The organism is Bradyrhizobium sp. BLXBL-01 (genome assembly GCF_051853025.1).
Taxonomy (GTDB): Bacteria; Pseudomonadota; Alphaproteobacteria; order Rhizobiales; family Xanthobacteraceae; genus Bradyrhizobium.
In genome coordinates this window covers 4,402,436-4,418,600 of the sequence record NZ_CP182471.1, presented here as the reverse complement: position 1 = coordinate 4,418,600, position 16,165 = coordinate 4,402,436, and the positions used below count along the sequence as shown (strand labels likewise).

Genomic DNA, 16,165 nt, shown 5'->3' with positions numbered 1-16,165 from the left:
ACCCGATTGGCCGCCCGCCACTTGGCGCGTTGGCATTATAAGATGTGTCCCTCTGGCACAAGATCGGCATGCCAGGGCGGGTTTCTTGAGGACGCTGGTCCATGATGTTGACGGCACTCGGTTTGATGAGCGGCACCTCGCTGGACGGGGTGGATGTCGCGCTGATCGAAACCGACGGAAAGCAGGTGAAGGCATTCGGGCCATCCGGTTACCGGCCCTACGGCCCGGCCGAGCGCAACCTGCTGCGCCAGGCGCTGAGCGAGGCCGTGCATCTTCAGCAACGCGACGCCCGCCCGGGCATTCTGGGCGATGCCGAGCGTGCGGTAACGCAGGCCCATGCCGAGGTGGTTGCGGCCTTCCTCGCCCAGAACCGGATGAGGGCGGAGGACATCGACATTGTCGGCTTTCACGGCCAGACCGTGCTGCATCGGCCCGAAAGACGGCTGACCGTGCAGATTGGCGACGCGCCGGCGCTGGCAAGGGCCATCCACATTCCCGTGATGCACGACTTCCGCGCCGCCGACGTCGAGGCGGGCGGGCAGGGCGCGCCGCTCGTGCCGGTCTACCACCGCGCGCTCGCCCATTCGCTGGAGCGCGAAGGGCCGATCGTCGTGGTCAATGTCGGCGGCGTCTCCAACATCACCTATATCGACGGCAACGATACGCTGATCGCCTGCGACACCGGCCCCGGGAACGCGTTGCTGGACGATTTCATGTACCGCACCATGAACCAGGCGTTCGATGCGGAAGGAAAGTTCGCCGCGCTCGGCAAGGTGGATGAAGCCTGGATCGCGCGGGCGCTGGAGCTGCCGTTCTTCGCAAGCCCCCCGCCGAAATCGCTCGACCGCAACGATTTTGCGGTCCTGCGGCTCGGCGAGGTGGCGCCGGCCGACGGCGCGGCGACGCTGACCGCCTTTACCGCCGCCGCGATCGCCCGTGTCATTCCGCTGTTGCCGCGCCGGCCGCGGAGCTGGATCGTCTGCGGCGGCGGCGCCCGCAACCTCACCATGCTGCGGATGCTGCGGGAGCGGGTGGGCTCGGCGACGGTCGAGGCGGCCGAAACGCTCGGCTGGGCGTCGGACGCCATCGAAGCGCAGGCCTTCGGCTTTCTCGCCGTCCGCGGCATGAAAGGCCTGCCACTGTCCTATCCCGCAACCACGGGCGTGCCGATGCCGATGACGGGCGGGGTGATTGCCAGGCCCTGAAGATTACTGCCTGACGATCACGCCCGGTTGATGCAAATGCATTGACCTTGACGGGTAGATGCAGCTGCATTTATATTTGATGCAGTTGCATCTAACCGCCGGGATCGTTGCCATGACCGCTTCACTGAAACTGATCAGCCACAAGCTTTGTCCCTATGTGCAGCGCGCGGTGATCGCGCTGAAGGAGAAGGGCGTGCCGTTCGAGCGGATCGACATCGATCTCGCCAACAAGCCGGACTGGTTCTTGAAGCTATCGCCGCTCGGCAAGGTGCCGGTGCTGGTGGTGACGACCGAGAGGGGCGAGGTCGCGCTGTTCGAAAGCAACGTGATCTGCGAGTACATCGAGGAGACGCAAGCAGGCAGCAGGCTGCATCCGGCGGATCCGTTGCAGCGGGCCGAGCACCGTGCCTGGATGGAGTTCGGCTCGGCGATCCTCGGCGACCTCTGGGGCCTGGAAACGACGACCGACGCGGCGACGTTCGAAAGCAAGCGCCAGGCGCTGGTCGCAAAGTTCGCGCGTGTCGAGGCCGCGCTCGGCGCGGGGCCGTTCTTTGCCGGTGACGCCTTTAGTCTCGTCGATGCCGTGATCGCGCCGGTCTTCCGCTATTTCGATCTGTTCGACGAATTGACCGAGCACGGCATCTTCCGCGATGTGCCGAAGGTGCGCGCCTGGCGCGCCGAGCTCGCAAAGCGTCCGAGCGTGCGCAGCGCGGTTGGCGCGGACTATCCGCAACTCTTGCGCGCCTTCCTCGTTCGCCACGACGCGCATCTGCTCAAGCTCGCGGCCTGAGCGCATGTCGCAATCCCTGGCCTGGCTGTTGCTGGTGATCGCCGGCGCGCTCGATGTCGGCTGGGCGATCTCGATGAAGTACGCGGAAGGCTACACGCGGACAGGCTGGAGCGTTGTTTCGCTCGTGCTGCTCGCTGCTTTCGTATTCCTGCTCGGACGCGCCTTGAAGGTGCTCGAGGTCGGCGTCGCCTATTCGGTTTGGACCGGCATCGGTGCGGCCGGCACCTTCATCATGGGCGTCGTATTGTTCGGCGAGACCTTGAGCGCGATGAAGCTTGCCGGCATCGCGCTCGTCTTGATGGGGATCGTCGCGCTCAAGCTCGCTTGAGCCGCAGCCTTCACCGCACGTTGGCGAGGCGCATGTCGAGATAGGCCGTGATGGTTTCCATCAGCGGCTCGAGCTTGGAGTCGAAGAAGTGGTTGGCGCCGGGGATGATCTGCTGGTCGATCACGATGCCCTTCTGCGTCTTCAGCTTCTCGACCAGCGTGTTGACGTCCTTGGGCGGCACCACCGCGTCCTTCTCGCCGTGAACGATCAGGCCTGAGGACGGGCAAGGCGCGAGGAACGAGAAGTCGTAGAGGTTGGCCGGCGGCGCGATCGAGATGAAGCCCTCGACCTCGGGGCGGCGCATCAGGAGCTGCATGCCGATCCAGGCGCCGAAGGAGAAGCCGGCGACCCAGCAGGCGCGCGCCTCGGGATTGATGGTCTGCGCCCAGTCGAGCGCGGCGGCTGCATCCGACAATTCGCCGGTGCCATGGTCGAACGAGCCCTGGCTGCGGCCGACGCCGCGGAAATTGAAGCGCAGCACCGAGAATCCGCGATGCGCGAAGGCGTAGTAGCACTGGTACACGATCTGATGGTTCATCGTGCCGTGGAACTGCGGATGCGGATGCAGGATCATCGCGATCGGCGCGTTCTTCTGCTTGGCCGGGTGATAGCGGCCCTCGAGGCGGCCGGCAGGGCCGGTGAAAATGACTTCAGGCATCGATGATCTCTGATTTAAGTCCCTTGGAGGTGATCCCTGCGCAATCGTCCGATTGTGGCTGTCGCAGCGTTGCCGCCGACGAGAGCACGGATGAAAGGTGGAGAGGCGCGCCCTCGGATGATGCGCGAGTGGCGCGCGGGTGAACTGACGCGCGCTTCTAACACGAGGCCAGGGTCAAAAAGCAAGCTTCTTCGACATCTCTCAATCAGCTCAACAGCTTAGCCGGTCATTGTGCTGTCATCTCCGGCCCGCCTCCCAGGATCAGGGACCTGCCTGAATCAACCGGAGCCGGCAGGGGTTGCCCGCTGCGCCGGAGGGCAGCGCTCAACCGATTGGAATCACGATTGTTTATTGATCGCCGGTGGCGCTTCCCGCCGGGGCGGTTCGGCTTCCGAGCGCGGCGACGGTCGACCGGTAACGCCGGCTGCCGCCGAGGGTCTGGCCGTTGTCGAAGGCAAGCTCGAAATCTCCTGACGGCTTGAGGTCCACGCCGCGCACCCGGTCGAGATTGGCAAGCTTGGTCCGATGAACGCGAACGATGGAAAAGCGCGCCAGCTCGCTTTCCGCCGCCGCCAGCGTGCCCCGGATGAGATGCTGGGTGCCGTCGGCGAGGCTGTATTCGATGTAGTTGCCGGCGGACGCCACCCAGAGGATGTCGCGCGGCACCACGCGAATGCGGCTGGTGCCGTCACGCAGCCAGATCAGATCGGGAGACGGGGGCTGCGGGGCGGGCGGCGCTGACGAAGCGATCGCGGCCCTCTTCAGCTCACGCCGGCTTTCGAGCAGCCAGATCGTGGCGCCGATCAGGACAACGGCCACGGCGTCTTTCCGGAATTCGTACAGGACCGTCGCGAGCGAGAAACGGAAATCGTAGGCGCCGCCGGCGAGCCATAGCGCGAGCTTTCGCACCCAGACCATGCCGGTGATGTGGAGGGTGGAGAAGCCGAGCAGGGCGATCGCCCCGATTGCCGCCTGTGCAGCGAGGCCCGGTGTCCGGCGCATGCGGCGGACCGCCAAGATCAGGATCGGCAGCAACAGCAGGATGACGGCGATGCTCGACATCTCCCAGAACAGCCGACGGCCGATGTCGTAGCTGTCGCCACGCCAGGCCGCGTCCTGCGCGCCGGAAAACGCATTGACGATTCCGATCGCGAGCGCGACGGCCGCAATCGCTGCGAACATCATCCGGTCGCCGCCGCTGATCCCAAAAGACCCGCGACTCGTCCCAGCTGCCGGCGGCTCATCCCCTCGCGTCCGATTCTGATCCCAAACCGGCTCGACGCGCGCCGCAGGCGGAGCATTTTCGGTGTCAGCCATTTTCGATGTCAGCCCTGGCCCCAAAACCGCGTTCGTCGTCCCGTCAAGGAGCAGAAAACCATGACAACACCACAGCAATTCCAAAGCTCGGAAAGACGTATCGACCTGGACTGGGTGCGGATTTTAGCCTTCGGGCTCTTGATCTTCTACCACGTCGGCATGCTCTACGTGTCCTGGGGATTCCACATCAAGAGCGCGCACCGGCTAACCTGGCTGGAACCGGTGATGCTATTCCTCAACCCCTGGCGGCTGTCGCTGCTGTTCCTGGTGTCCGGGGTTGCCACCCGCTTCATGCTCGGCAAGTCCAGCCTGGCCTCGCTCGCGGCTGCGCGATCGGCGCGGCTCCTGATCCCGCTGATCTTCGGGATGCTCGTGATCGTGCCGCCGCAGGCCTATCTCCAGATCGTCGAAAGCCTCGGCTATCCCGCCGGCTTCCTCGATTTCTACACCAGGCACTACTTTGCCTTCGGCCCGCAGTTCTGTCCGAACCCGTGCATCGTGTTGCCGACCTGGAACCATCTCTGGTTCGTGGTTTATCTCTGGGTCTACACGATGGCCTTGATCGGCGTGCTCGCGCTGTGGCCGGCGGGAGCTGACTGGATTGGCCGTAAGCTTGCTGGCATGCTCGCCGGGCCATGGCTGCTGATCGGGCCCTGCCTGCTGTTTGCGGCCTGGCGCCTGGTGCTGTTCCCGGCTTTCCCGTCGACGCACGCGCTGTTCGGCGACTGGTATAACCACGCGGATCACGCGACGGCCTTCCTGATCGGTTTCCTGCTGGCCCGGCAGGAGGGAATCTGGCGCGAACTGGAGCGTCAGCGCTTCGTGGCCCTGCTGGCGGCCGTCGCCTGCTTCTCTGCCTTCATCCTGGTACGCGCGGGCCTGTTTGCGCCGTCGCCTGCGCTGAAGTGGGCCGCGGCCTCGGCCTATGGTTGCTATCAATGGCTCGCGATCGCCGCCGTTCTGGGGGTTGCGCGGCGCCATCTCACCGCCGACAGCCCGGCGCGGCGCTATCTCACCGACGCGATCTTCCCGTACTACATCGTGCACCAGACCGCGATCATCGTGATCGCTCATCAATTGCGCGACAGCGGTCTGCCGGCCGGGACCGAAGCGCTGATTGTCATCGCTGGGACCGCGCTCACATGTGTGGCGACCTATGAAATTGTCCGGCGCGTTGCCTGGCTGCGGCCGCTGTTCGGATTGCGGGCGATGCCGCGAACGGTGCGAAGGGTGGAACAGCAGCCGGCCTGACGAGTGCCCACGCTCCGATTGGCCGGACGACAAAAGGTGCTAAGAGGGCGAGATGCCGAACCGTGTCTATCTCGACTGGAATGCGACCACGCCGCTGCGCGCCGAGGCGCGGGCGGCGATGGTTGCGGCCTTCGACCTGGTCGGCAATCCCTCCTCGGTCCATGCCGAGGGGCGGGAGGCGCGGCGGCTGGTCGAAGAAGCTCGCGCGACGCTTGCGGCCGCGGTGGGGGCGCAGCCGCGCAACGTCGTCTTCACCTCAGCTGGAACCGAGGCCAATGCGCTGGCGCTCTCGCCGGGCTTGCGGGGTCCGCCCGGCGGACCTGTCGCGCGGCTGCTGGTCTCGGCGGTTGAGCACGCCTCGGTGCTGGCCGGCGGCCGGTTCCCGGCGGACAAGATCGGCCTGATCCAGGTCAGGCGCTCCGGCGTGGTCGACCTCGATCAGTTGAAGCGGCAGCTGAAGGACGGCCCGCCAGCCCTGGTCTCGATCATGGCCGCCAACAACGAGACGGGCGCCGTTCAGCCCGTCACGGAGGCTGCGAGCATCGTCCACGAGGCCGGCGGCCTCCTGCATGTCGACGCGATCCAGGCACTGGGCAAAATACCGTTCGATATCAACTCGGTAGGCGCAGACCTTGCCACCTTTTCTGCGCACAAGATCGGCGGTCCCAAGGGGGTCGGCGCCCTGGCGCTGACCGAGGGGATAAGCGGCCTCGAGCCGGTGCTGCGGGGCGGCGGGCAGGAGCTCAACCGTCGGGCCGGAACCGAGAATATTGCCGGGATCGCCGGCTTCGGGGCCGCGGTAAAGGCTGCGCTTCAGGCTCTGCCGGAGGATGTGAAGCGCATGGCAAGCCTCAGAGATCGTTTGGAAAATGGCCTTGGTGACGTACCCGGGACGACAGTCTTTGCGACAGAGGTGGCGCGGTTGCCAAATACCGTCCTTTTCACCGCGCCGGGCTTGAAGGCCGAAACCGCCGTGATCGGCTTCGATCTGGAGGGAATCGCGATGTCCTCCGGCTCCGCCTGCTCCTCCGGAAAGGTCCAGCCGTCTCACGTCCTGTCGGCGATGGGCTATGATCCCGCGGTGGCCCAGGGAGCGGTGCGTCTCAGTCTGGGCTGGTCCACGGAACCGGAGGACATCAATCGGGCGTTAGAGGCTTGGCGAAAGCTTGGTAATACCCTACTTAAGAGATGAGCGACGAAACACGGCTTGAACGGTTCTAAGCCCGTGCTTTGCGCGGAGAAATATCGTAATACTCGTCCGAGTTTGATCCACCGCGGTCCTTGAAACCGCGAGCGGAGGATGGAATGCCAGCCGTACAAGAGACGGTCGAGCGCGTGAAGCGCATCGACGTCGACCAGTATCGTTATGGGTTTGAGACCCTGATCGACACCGAGAAGGCCCCGAAGGGGCTATCGGAAGAGATCGTAAAATTCATCTCGCAGAAAAAGAACGAACCCGCCTGGATGCTGCAGTGGCGGCTGGAGGCCTATCGGCGCTGGCTGACCATGACCGAGCCGACCTGGGCCCGCGTCGACTATCCCAAGATCGACTTCCAGGACCTCTATTACTACGCGGCGCCGAAGCCGAAGAAGACGGTCTCGTCACTGGACGAGATCGATCCGGAGATCCTGAAGACCTACGAGAAGCTCGGCATCCCCTTGCGGGAAGTCGCCATGCTCGAAGGCGTCGAACCCAAGCCCGGTGAAGAGGATCCCGCCCGCCGCAAGATCGCGGTCGACGCGGTGTTCGACTCGGTCTCGGTTGCGACCACGTTCAAGGCCGAGCTGAAGAAGGCCGGCGTGATCTTCATGCCGATCTCCGAGGCGATCCGCGAGCATCCTGAGCTGGTGCAGAAATATCTGGGTTCGGTGGTTCCGACCTCGGACAATTTCTATGCGACGCTGAACTCGGCGGTGTTCTCCGACGGCTCGTTCGTCTACGTGCCGCCGGGCGTGCGCTGCCCGATGGAGCTGTCGACCTATTTCCGCATCAACGAGCGCAACACCGGCCAGTTCGAGCGCACGCTGATCATCGCCGACAAGGGCTCCTACGTCTCCTATCTCGAAGGCTGCACCGCGCCGCAGCGCGACGAGAACCAGCTGCATGCCGCCGTGGTCGAGCTCGTCGCGCTCGACGATGCCGAGATCAAATATTCGACGGTGCAGAACTGGTATCCCGGCAATTCGGAAGGCAAGGGCGGCATCTACAATTTCGTCACCAAGCGTGGCGACTGCCGCGGCGCCAATTCCAAGATTTCCTGGACCCAGGTCGAGACCGGATCTGCGATCACCTGGAAATATCCGAGCTGCATCTTGCGCGGCGATAACTCCCGCGGCGAGTTCTACTCGATCGCGATCTCGAACGGCTTCCAGCAGGTCGACTCGGGCACCAAGATGATCCATCTCGGCAAGAACACGTCGAGCCGCATCATCTCCAAGGGCATCGCCGCCGGCAAGTCGCAGAACACCTATCGCGGTCTCGTCACGGCGCATCGGAAAGCGACCGGGGCGCGCAACTTCACCGCCTGCGATTCGCTGCTGATCGGCGACAAATGCGGCGCGCACACCGTGCCGTACATCGAGGCCAAGAACTCCTCGGCAACGTTCGAGCACGAGGCGACGACCTCGAAGATCTCCGAGGACGTGCTGTTCTACTGCATCCAGCGCGGGCTCAGCCAGGAAGAAGCGGTCGGCCTCGTCGTCAACGGCTTCGTCAAGGACGTGCTGCAGCAGCTGCCGATGGAATTCGCGGTGGAAGCGCAGAAGCTGATCTCGATCTCGCTCGAAGGGTCGGTCGGCTAATTGCCGACCCTCGCGGCGCGCGCCTCGCGCACCAACATCAATTGAATTGAATAGACTGGATACCAAGATGGCTTTGCTTGAAGTGAAAGACCTCAAGGTTCGTGTCGAGGAGCGTGAGATCCTCCACGGCCTGACGCTGACCGTGAACGAGGGCGAGGTGCACGCGATCATGGGGCCGAACGGCTCCGGTAAGTCGACGCTTTCGCACGTCATCGCCGGCAAGCCCGGCTACGAGGTCACCGACGGCCAGATCCTGTTCAGGGGCGAGGACCTCTTGGAGATGGACCCGGACGAGCGCGCCGCCAAGGGCGTGTTCCTGGCGTTCCAATATCCGGTCGAGATTCCCGGCGTCACCACCATGAATTTCCTGCGCACTGCGCTCAATGCGCAGCGCAAGGCGCGCGGCGAGAGCGAGCTGATGGTGCCGGACTTCCTGAAGAAGGTCCGCGAAGTCTCGAAGTCGCTGAACATTCCGCAGGACATGCTCAAGCGCGGCGTGAACGTCGGCTTCTCCGGCGGCGAGAAGAAGCGCAACGAGGTGCTGCAGATGGCGCTGTTCGAGCCGAGCCTGTGCATCCTCGACGAGATGGATTCCGGTCTCGACATCGATGCGCTGCGGATCGCGGCCGACGGCGTCAATGCGCTGCGCTCGCCGGGGCGTGCGATGGTCGTCATCACCCACTATCAGCGGCTGCTCAACTACATCGTGCCTGATTTCGTGCACGTGATGTCGAGGGGCCGCGTCGTGAAGAGCGGCGGCAAGGATCTGGCGCTGGAGCTGGAAGCCTCCGGCTACGCCCAGTTCGAGGATGCCGCGTAAGGAATTTTTAAGATGAACGTTGCTGTGGCAAAGACCGGGGGCGGCCGCGCGGTGAGCGATCTCTTCGCCAGCGCCGAGGGCCGCTTGCCGGGTTCGCCTGATGTGGCAGCAGTGCGCCGCGAGGCGTTCGAGACCTATGAGCGTCTCGGCCTGCCGCACCGCCGGATCGAGGAATGGAAATACACCGACCTGCGCGCGCTGGTCGGCGAGATGCTGCCGCTGGCAGCCGCGCCCGATTCCGCCGCGCTGAAGCGCGCCGCGGACGCGGTCAAGGCGCATGCCATCGCGGGCGCCCGCAAGCTGGTGCTGGTCGACGGCGTGTTCGCAGTCGAGCTTTCCGACGTGAAGGCGATCGCGTCCGAAGTGAGCTTCGAGACGCTGCGCGAGACGCTGGACAACGATGCCGGTCTCCTCAAGACCGCGTCCAGCGATGCCGTGATCGCGCTGAACGCAGCAATGGCGACCGACGGCGTCGTGTTGTCGATTGCGGATGGCGCGCAGCTGTCCGCGCCGATCCAGATCATCCACATCGCGACCGCCGCGTCGACCTCGGCGTTCACCCGCTCACAGATCGCGGTCGGGAAGGGCGTTCGCGTCACCATCGTCGAGACTTTTGTTGCGGCGGAAGCCAAGGCCTACCAGGTCAACGACGCCGTCATCGTCTCGGTCGGCGACAACGCCGACGTCGCACATATCCGCCTGATGGACGACGCGCCCGACGCTGTGAACGTCACCTCGCAGTTCGTCACCATCGGCGCCAATGTGAAGTTCAATTTCTTCAACATGACCACGGGCGCCGCGGTGAGCCGTCTTCAGGGCTTCATCACGCTGGCCGGCGAGGGCAGTGAGCTCTCGGCCAACGGTGTCAACTTGTTGAAGAAAACCGAGCATGGTGACACCACGCTGGTGGTCGACCACGCCGTGCCGAACTGCGTCAGCCGCGAGATATTCCGGGCCGTGATCGACGACCGCGCCCATTCGGTGTTCCAGGGCCGCATCATCGTCCGCCCCGACGCGCAGAAGACGGACGGCAAGATGATGACCCGGGCGCTGCTGCTGTCGGACGAGGCCGAAGCGGACAACAAGCCCGAGCTGGAAATCTTTGCCGACGACGTCTCGTGTGGCCACGGCGCGACCGCCGGCGCGCTGGACGAGAGCCTGCTGTTCTATCTGAAGGCCCGCGGCCTGCCGGAGAAGCAGGCCCAGGCGCTGCTGATCCAGGCCTTCGTCGGCGAGGCAATCGAGCAGATCGCCGATGATACCTTGCGCGAGCACGTGATCGGCATCGCCGAGCGCTGGCTGGAGCGGCGGTCATGAGCACGCATCCGGCGGTCAAGAACGGAGCCTATGACGTTGCGCGCGTGCGCCAGGATTTTCCGGCGCTCGCGATGCATGTCTACGGCAAACCGCTCGTCTATCTCGACAACGCCGCCTCGGCGCAGAAGCCGAGCGCCGTGCTGGACCGCATGACGCAGGCCTATACGTCCGAATACGCCAATGTGCATCGCGGCCTGCACTACCTCGCCAATGCCGCGACCGAAGCCTATGAGGGCGGCCGCGCCAAGGTGGCGCAGTTCATCAACGCTGCGCGCACCGAGGAAGTGATCTTCACCCGCAATGCGACCGAGGCGATCAACCTGGTCGCGTCCTCCTGGGGTGCCCCCAATATCGGGGAAGGCGACGAGATCGTCATTTCCATCATGGAGCACCACTCCAACATCGTACCCTGGCACTTCCTGAGGGAGCGCCAGGGCGCGGTGATCAAGTGGGCGCCGGTCGACGACGAGGGCAATTTCCTCATCGACGAGTTCGAGAAGCTCTTGAGCCCGAAGACCAAGCTGGTCGCGATCACGCAGATGTCGAACGCGCTCGGCACCATCGTGCCGGTCAAGGACGTCGTCAGGATCGCCCACGCCCGCGGCATTCCGGTGCTGGTCGACGGCAGCCAGGGCGCGGTGCATCTGCCCGTCGACGTCCAGGACATCGGCTGCGACTTCTACGTCTTCACCGGCCACAAGGTCTATGGCCCGACCGGCATCGGCGTGCTCTGGGCCAAGTACGACCACCTCGTCGCGATGCGCCCCTTCAATGGCGGCGGCGAGATGATCCGCGAGGTCTCACGCGCGGTCGTCACCTATGGCGATCCCCCGCACAAGTTCGAGGCCGGCACGCCGGCGATCGTCGAGGCCGTCGGCCTTGGCGCCGCCATCGACTACGTCAATTCGATCGGCAAGGAGCGCATCGCCGCCCACGAGGCCGATCTCACCGCCTACGCCCAGGAGAAGCTGCGCGAGATCAACTCGCTGCGGCTGATCGGCACGGCGCGGGGCAAGGGCCCGGTGATCTCCTTCGAGCTCAAGGGCGCGCATGCCCACGACGTCGCCACCGTGATCGACCGCCAGGGCATCGCGGTGCGCGCCGGCACCCATTGCGTCATGCCGCTTTTAGAGCGGTTCAACGTCACGGCCACCTGCCGGGCCTCGTTCGGCATGTATAATACGCGGGAAGAAGTCGATCATCTGGCACAGGCGCTGCTGAAGGCGCGGGATTTGTTCGCATGAGTGACACGGCCGAAATCAAAGCCAATCCGATGGAGACTCATTCGGCGCTGCCGCCGGAGGAGACCGAGCGTCTCACCACCGAGATCATCGCCGGGCTCAAGACCGTGTTCGATCCGGAAATTCCGGCCGACATTTACGAGCTCGGCCTGATCTACAAGGTCGAGATCAAGGACGACCGCTCGGTCGACGTCCAGATGACGCTGACGACGCCGAACTGCCCGGCCGCCGGCGAGCTGCCGACCATGGTCGAGAACGCGGTCGCCAGCGTCCCCGGCGTCGGCGTGGTCGATGTCAAGGTCGTCTGGGAGCCGCCGTGGTCGCCCGAGCGCATGAGCGACGAGGCGCGCCTCGTGCTGAACATGTGGTGACGGCCTCGGCCCGCATTGAATTCGCTCCGCAACGGGACCACATAGACAACATGACCCAGGCGACACCAGCATCCTCCACTCCGAAGCCGCGGCGGCCACGCCCGCAGGTGATGCGGCTGACGGACGCTGCTGCCCAGCGCATCACCGAGCTGACCCAGCGCGCCGATTCCGAGATCGTGGGCCTGCGCGTCGGCGTCAAGAACGGCGGCTGCGCCGGCCAGTCCTACACGGTCGAATACGCCCACGAGATCCGCCCGACCGACGAGGTCGTCGAGGACAAGGGGGTCAAGATCCTGGTCGATCCCAAGGCCGTGCTGTTCCTGCTCGGCACCGAGATGGACTACAAGGCCGACAAGATGCAGGCCCAGTTCGTCTTCAACAATCCCAACCAGATCTCCGCCTGCGGCTGCGGCGAATCGGTCGAGCTGCGGCCGGCCAAGATCGACGGGTAATCTCTCCACCGTCATTGCGAGGAGCCCGCGACAAAATTGCGAAGCAATTTTGCGCTGGCGACGAAGCAATCCAGACTGCCTCCGCGGCGGAAGTCTGGATTGCTTCGCTTCGCTCGCAATGACGGAAATGCTATGAAGGCTCACTTGCTTGCGCAGGGTAGCCTCCGATGGACCGCGAATTCCTGATCGACCTGTTCGCCGATTTCGGCCCGGTCACCATCCGAAAAATGTTCTCGGGCTTCGGCATCTCCGCCGACGGCGTCAATTTCGCGCTGTCACTGCGCGCCGGCCTGTTCTTCCGCGCCGACGAGACGACCATTCCCGATTTCGAAGCCGAAGGCTCGAAGCCGTTCCAGTATTCGACCCGCGCCAAGACCGTGGTGGTGAATTCCTACTGGGAGCTGCCGGCGCGCCTGTTCGATGATTCCGCAGAGCTGGCGCAATGGGCGAGGGCGGCGCTCGCCGCGGCGCAGCGCGCCAAGGTGAAGAAACGACCGAAGGCGAAGAAGCCGGCGGCGAAGAAGGTTGCGCCGAAGAAGGGTGTGCCGAAGAAGGTTGCCAAGAAGACGGTGCGTAGGGTGGGTTAGCGCAGCGTAACCCACCACTTCATCCATCTTGATAGACAAGAGGTGGGTTACGCTGCGCTAACCCACCCTACAAATGCGAGGATGAACGTCACGCCACCCGGCTGTGGCTCTCGATCGCGAATTCCGGATCGGCTTCGCAGATCACGCGGTTGCGGCCGTTGCGCTTGGCGGCGTAGAGGCAGGCGTCCGCACGCTCGATCAGCGCGTCGGTGTCGTCACCCTCCCTCAGCATGGAAACGCCGACGGAGATGGTGACGCGGCCGAGGATCTCGCCGGTCGATTTCTTCTTCAATTCCTTTGCCATCACGGCGCGGCGGATGTGATCGGCCACCGTGAGCGCCTGGCGCATCGCGGTGTTGGGCAGCACCACCGCAAATTCCTCGCCGCCGTAGCGCGCGGTGATGTCCTGGCCCTTGATGGTCTGCTTGAGCGAAAGGCCGACGAGCCGCAGCACCTGGTCGCCGGTGAGATGGCCGTAGGAATCGTTGAACGACTTGAAGTGATCGATGTCGAACAGCAGCAGCGACAGCGGCTCGCCCGAGGCGAGCGCGCTCTGCACAGCCATGCCGATCATGCGGTCGAAATATTTGCGATTTCCCAGGCCCGTGAGCGGATCGGTCAGGCTCTCGGCGCGGATCGCCTCCAGGCTCTGCTGGAGATTGCTGATCTCGTTCTTCGACAGCGTGAGACGGTCTTCCAGCGCCTTGTTGGCCTCGCGCATCTCGCTGGTCGAGCGCAGCAGGGTCTCGACGATCGCCTTGATCTGGTCGCGGCTCTCGGCCGACGACAGTTTCTCGGTCGCACCCGAGAGGCTGGTATCGTAGGCCCCGGTCATGCCGAGCGCCTCGCCGAGCACCTTCACCACGTCGTCGATCTCGCCGACGACGCGCGCGCCGACCTTGTCGATGCGGTCGGTGGTCTTGATGTGGGAGAGATAGGTCTCGTAGATCTGCTCGAGATCGGCTTCGGTCAGCTTGCCGCTGCGCGCCAGCGTCTCATTGATGATCTTGTTGAGCGGTGCGTTGTAGCCGGTCGCGTAGACGTACCAGATCTCGTAATTGCGGGGAATTGCGGTCTGTCGCAGCGATCGGATCTGGCCGAGCGCCACCTCGGCGAACGCCATCGTGCGTTCGTGTTCGTCGAGCACCTTGATCACGGAACATCCCCACAGCGGCCGACGCGCCATCGACCGCAGCAATGCTTAAATTATGTTCGTAGGCTAACGGACGATTGTGAACACCCCGTAAATATACGTTCACGGGCGCATCCAAATAATTGCAAAGCGAGGATTTTCAACCGAAATCAGGTGGTGCCGGCGCGCGTCAGGCGCCGGCGGGGGAGCGGACCGGCCGTAGCAGAAAAGCCGGCAGATGCGAGTGATCGCCCGGCTCGGTATCGACCTCGCGCTGGCGGCGCGGCTCGGGACGGCCGATCGAGGGCACATGCGACGAATTCGCTTGCGGGCGCGCACCATTGCGCGGCTCGGATGGTTGCCTGGCTTCGCGCGAAGGCCGTGCCTCGCGTGCGGGCCTCGCCTCGGGAGCCGGCCGGGCCTCGCCACGTGCCTCGCGCGGCTCGTGGCCTCGTTCGCGGTCATGACCGCGCCGCTCGCCGCGCTGTGGCTTGCCGCGTCCGCCGCGTGAACGCTCGCGGCCGCGCTGTTCGCGCGGACGCTCGCCTTGTTCGCCCGCTTCGGCGAGGACGTCATAGTCGCCTTCGGCGCGCGGAATGCTCTGGCCGATCAGCTTCTCGATCGCCGCCATCGATTTCTGGTCGAGCGGTGTCACGATCGAGATCGCGGTGCCGGTTCGGCCGGCGCGGCCGGTGCGGCCGATGCGGTGGACGTAGTCGTCGGCGTGGTGGGGAACGTCGAAATTGAAGACATGGCTGACCTCGGGAATATCGAGGCCGCGGGCGGCGACGTCGGAGGCGACGAGGAGGGGCAGCTCACCCTTGCGGAACTGGTCGAGTGCCGCCATGCGGGCCGGCTGGTCCATGTCGCCGTGCAGGGCGCCGACGCTGAAGCCGTGCTTCTGCAGCGATTTGTGAACGATCGCGACCTCGCGCTTGCGATTGCAGAAGATGATCGCGTTCTTGAGGTCTTTCGCCTCGCGCAGCAGGCGGCGGAGCAATTCGCGCTTCTCGTGCGCCTCGCGGCCGACGGGCACTTGGGCCTGCGTCACGGTGACGGCGGTCGTGGCGGGCCTGGAGACCTCGACCTTCTGCGGATTGTGCAGGAAGGCCTCGGTGATGCGCCGGATTTCCGGCGGCATGGTCGCGGTGAAGAACAGGGTCTGCCGGGTGAAGGGGACGAGCTTGCAGATGCGCTCAATGTCGGGGATGAAGCCCATGTCCAGCATGCGGTCGGCTTCGTCGATGACGAGCAGCTCGACGCCGGTGAGCAGGAGGCCGCCGCGCTCGGTATGGTCGAGCAGGCGGCCCGGGGTGGCGATCAGCACGTCGACGCCGCGCATCAGCTTGGCATCCTGGTCGCCGAACGAGACGCCGCCGATCAGGAGGGCGACGTTGAGTTTCTGGCCGGCGCCGTAGCGGTCGAAGTTTTCCTTCACTTGGGCCGCCAGCTCGCGGGTCGGCTCGAGGATCAGCGTGCGCGGCATGCGCGCCCGGGCGCGGCCCTTTTCGAGGATGGTGAGCATCGGCAGCACGAAGGCCGCGGTCTTGCCGGTGCCGGTCTGGGCGATGCCGAGCACGTCCTTGCGTGCGAGGACGTGGGGGATCGCCTGTTCCTGAATGGGGGTGGGGGTGGTGTAACCGGTGGCCGCCACTGCGGCGAGGACTTTTTCGGACAGTCCGAGATCTGAAAAGGACATTGAGCCTCTGGTCGAAACCGCCGTTCGGAATCGAGGGTAATAAGGCTGTCGCGTTCCACCCCGAAACGGCGCGCTCTCAAAGAAGCTGGGGGTGCTGACTCACGCGAACAAAGCGCAAGGCTCAGGAATCGCTCTTCGATCTGAGCCGCGTCGACCCGGAACATAGGCGGGAATTGGCCAAAGTCAATGGAGCGG

General features: G+C 64.7%; 16 protein-coding genes. 12 read left to right on the top strand and 4 right to left on the bottom strand.

The genetic code is table 11. From position 1 onward, the window contains the following. The first annotated feature begins 101 nt into the window (after nt 1–101). The 3 genes from ACNJYA_RS20575 (at nt 102) to ACNJYA_RS20565 (ending at nt 2,323) form a co-directional block, all read left to right on the top strand. Nucleotides 102–1,205: an anhydro-N-acetylmuramic acid kinase gene (locus tag ACNJYA_RS20575; protein ID WP_439400635.1), complete on the top strand. Its 1,104-nt coding sequence runs from the start codon at nt 102–104 to the stop codon at nt 1,203–1,205. Nucleotides 1,206–1,317: 112 nt separating this feature from the next. Continuing rightward, entirely contained in the window at nt 1,318–1,995 is a 678-nt protein-coding gene (locus ACNJYA_RS20570) for a glutathione S-transferase family protein (protein ID WP_439400634.1), read from the top strand. Between the two features lie 4 nt (nt 1,996–1,999). After that, nucleotides 2,000–2,323: a DMT family transporter gene (locus ACNJYA_RS20565; protein WP_172788686.1), complete on the top strand. Its 324-nt coding sequence runs from the start codon at nt 2,000–2,002 to the stop codon at nt 2,321–2,323. Between the two features lie 10 nt (nt 2,324–2,333). On the opposite strand, the gene ACNJYA_RS20560 is transcribed toward ACNJYA_RS20565, so the two are convergent. Together ACNJYA_RS20560 and ACNJYA_RS20555 are read right to left on the bottom strand one after the other, a co-directional pair. Further along, nucleotides 2,334–2,981 (bottom strand): alpha/beta hydrolase, encoded by a 648-nt coding sequence (locus ACNJYA_RS20560; protein WP_025036034.1) that lies wholly within the window; start codon nt 2,979–2,981, stop codon nt 2,334–2,336. Between the two features lie 348 nt (nt 2,982–3,329). Then, nucleotides 3,330–4,382, bottom strand: a complete 1,053-nt coding sequence (locus ACNJYA_RS20555; RefSeq protein ID WP_439400633.1) for a LytTR family DNA-binding domain-containing protein — start codon at nt 4,380–4,382, stop codon at nt 3,330–3,332. Here ACNJYA_RS20555 and ACNJYA_RS20550 point away from each other — a divergent pair. The 9 genes from ACNJYA_RS20550 to ACNJYA_RS20510 all read left to right on the top strand — a co-directional run bounded on the left by ACNJYA_RS20550 (nt 4,359) and on the right by ACNJYA_RS20510 (nt 13,139). Continuing rightward, complete coding sequence (locus tag ACNJYA_RS20550) at nt 4,359–5,549, top strand: acyltransferase family protein (protein ID WP_439400632.1); 1,191 nt, start codon at nt 4,359–4,361, stop codon at nt 5,547–5,549. The two genes, ACNJYA_RS20555 and ACNJYA_RS20550, sit on opposite strands and share 24 nt — an antisense overlap. Nucleotides 5,550–5,601: 52 nt before the next feature. Next, nucleotides 5,602–6,741 (top strand): cysteine desulfurase family protein, encoded by a 1,140-nt coding sequence (locus tag ACNJYA_RS20545; RefSeq protein ID WP_439400631.1) that lies wholly within the window; start codon nt 5,602–5,604, stop codon nt 6,739–6,741. A 113-nt stretch (nt 6,742–6,854) separates the two neighbouring features. After that, entirely contained in the window at nt 6,855–8,351 is a 1,497-nt protein-coding gene (gene sufB, locus ACNJYA_RS20540; protein ID WP_172788690.1) for a Fe-S cluster assembly protein SufB, read from the top strand. A 67-nt stretch (nt 8,352–8,418) separates the two neighbouring features. Continuing rightward, on the top strand, nt 8,419–9,171 hold the full coding sequence (gene sufC, locus ACNJYA_RS20535; protein WP_172788691.1) for a Fe-S cluster assembly ATPase SufC: 753 nt from the start codon (nt 8,419–8,421) through the stop codon (nt 9,169–9,171). A 12-nt stretch (nt 9,172–9,183) separates the two neighbouring features. Further along, nucleotides 9,184–10,488: a Fe-S cluster assembly protein SufD gene (gene sufD, locus ACNJYA_RS20530; RefSeq protein WP_439400630.1), complete on the top strand. Its 1,305-nt coding sequence runs from the start codon at nt 9,184–9,186 to the stop codon at nt 10,486–10,488. Then, on the top strand, nt 10,485–11,732 hold the full coding sequence (locus tag ACNJYA_RS20525; RefSeq protein WP_439400629.1) for a cysteine desulfurase: 1,248 nt from the start codon (nt 10,485–10,487) through the stop codon (nt 11,730–11,732). The genes sufD and ACNJYA_RS20525 overlap by 4 nt, the downstream gene beginning before the upstream one ends. Beyond that, nucleotides 11,729–12,100: an SUF system Fe-S cluster assembly protein gene (locus tag ACNJYA_RS20520; RefSeq protein WP_063683732.1), complete on the top strand. Its 372-nt coding sequence runs from the start codon at nt 11,729–11,731 to the stop codon at nt 12,098–12,100. Before ACNJYA_RS20525 ends, ACNJYA_RS20520 begins: the two co-directional genes overlap by 4 nt. Nucleotides 12,101–12,150: 50 nt before the next feature. Then, nucleotides 12,151–12,552, top strand: a complete 402-nt coding sequence (locus ACNJYA_RS20515; RefSeq protein WP_158671097.1) for a HesB/IscA family protein — start codon at nt 12,151–12,153, stop codon at nt 12,550–12,552. Between the two features lie 167 nt (nt 12,553–12,719). Then, complete coding sequence (locus tag ACNJYA_RS20510; protein ID WP_439400628.1) at nt 12,720–13,139, top strand: TfoX/Sxy family protein; 420 nt, start codon at nt 12,720–12,722, stop codon at nt 13,137–13,139. Between the two features lie 88 nt (nt 13,140–13,227). On the opposite strand, the gene ACNJYA_RS20505 is transcribed toward ACNJYA_RS20510, so the two are convergent. Continuing rightward, entirely contained in the window at nt 13,228–14,295 is a 1,068-nt protein-coding gene (locus ACNJYA_RS20505; RefSeq protein WP_172788695.1) for a GGDEF domain-containing protein, read from the bottom strand. A 166-nt stretch (nt 14,296–14,461) separates the two neighbouring features. After that, a complete protein-coding gene (locus ACNJYA_RS20500; protein ID WP_439400627.1) occupies nt 14,462–15,970 on the bottom strand; it encodes a DEAD/DEAH box helicase in 1,509 nt (502 codons plus the stop codon). Nucleotides 15,971–16,165: the final 195 nt, after the last annotated feature.

What these genes read in the sequence shown, in the direction of transcription:
- sufB (WP_172788690.1), top strand. Translation starts at nt 6,855, where the DNA reads ATGCCAGCCGTACAAGAGACGGTCGAGCGCGTGAAGCGCATCGACGTC.
- sufD (WP_439400630.1), top strand. Translation starts at nt 9,184, where the DNA reads ATGAACGTTGCTGTGGCAAAGACCGGGGGCGGCCGCGCGGTGAGCGAT.
- ACNJYA_RS20565 (WP_172788686.1), top strand. Translation starts at nt 2,000, where the DNA reads ATGTCGCAATCCCTGGCCTGGCTGTTGCTGGTGATCGCCGGCGCGCTC.
- ACNJYA_RS20560 (WP_025036034.1), bottom strand. Translation starts at nt 2,981, where the DNA reads ATGCCTGAAGTCATTTTCACCGGCCCTGCCGGCCGCCTCGAGGGCCGC.
- ACNJYA_RS20575 (WP_439400635.1), top strand. Translation starts at nt 102, where the DNA reads ATGATGTTGACGGCACTCGGTTTGATGAGCGGCACCTCGCTGGACGGG.
- ACNJYA_RS20525 (WP_439400629.1), top strand. Translation starts at nt 10,485, where the DNA reads ATGAGCACGCATCCGGCGGTCAAGAACGGAGCCTATGACGTTGCGCGC.
- ACNJYA_RS20510 (WP_439400628.1), top strand. Translation starts at nt 12,720, where the DNA reads ATGGACCGCGAATTCCTGATCGACCTGTTCGCCGATTTCGGCCCGGTC.
- sufC (WP_172788691.1), top strand. Translation starts at nt 8,419, where the DNA reads ATGGCTTTGCTTGAAGTGAAAGACCTCAAGGTTCGTGTCGAGGAGCGT.
- ACNJYA_RS20520 (WP_063683732.1), top strand. Translation starts at nt 11,729, where the DNA reads ATGAGTGACACGGCCGAAATCAAAGCCAATCCGATGGAGACTCATTCG.
- ACNJYA_RS20545 (WP_439400631.1), top strand. Translation starts at nt 5,602, where the DNA reads ATGCCGAACCGTGTCTATCTCGACTGGAATGCGACCACGCCGCTGCGC.
- ACNJYA_RS20570 (WP_439400634.1), top strand. Translation starts at nt 1,318, where the DNA reads ATGACCGCTTCACTGAAACTGATCAGCCACAAGCTTTGTCCCTATGTG.
- ACNJYA_RS20500 (WP_439400627.1), bottom strand. Translation starts at nt 15,970, where the DNA reads ATGTCCTTTTCAGATCTCGGACTGTCCGAAAAAGTCCTCGCCGCAGTG.
- ACNJYA_RS20515 (WP_158671097.1), top strand. Translation starts at nt 12,151, where the DNA reads ATGACCCAGGCGACACCAGCATCCTCCACTCCGAAGCCGCGGCGGCCA.
- ACNJYA_RS20550 (WP_439400632.1), top strand. Translation starts at nt 4,359, where the DNA reads ATGACAACACCACAGCAATTCCAAAGCTCGGAAAGACGTATCGACCTG.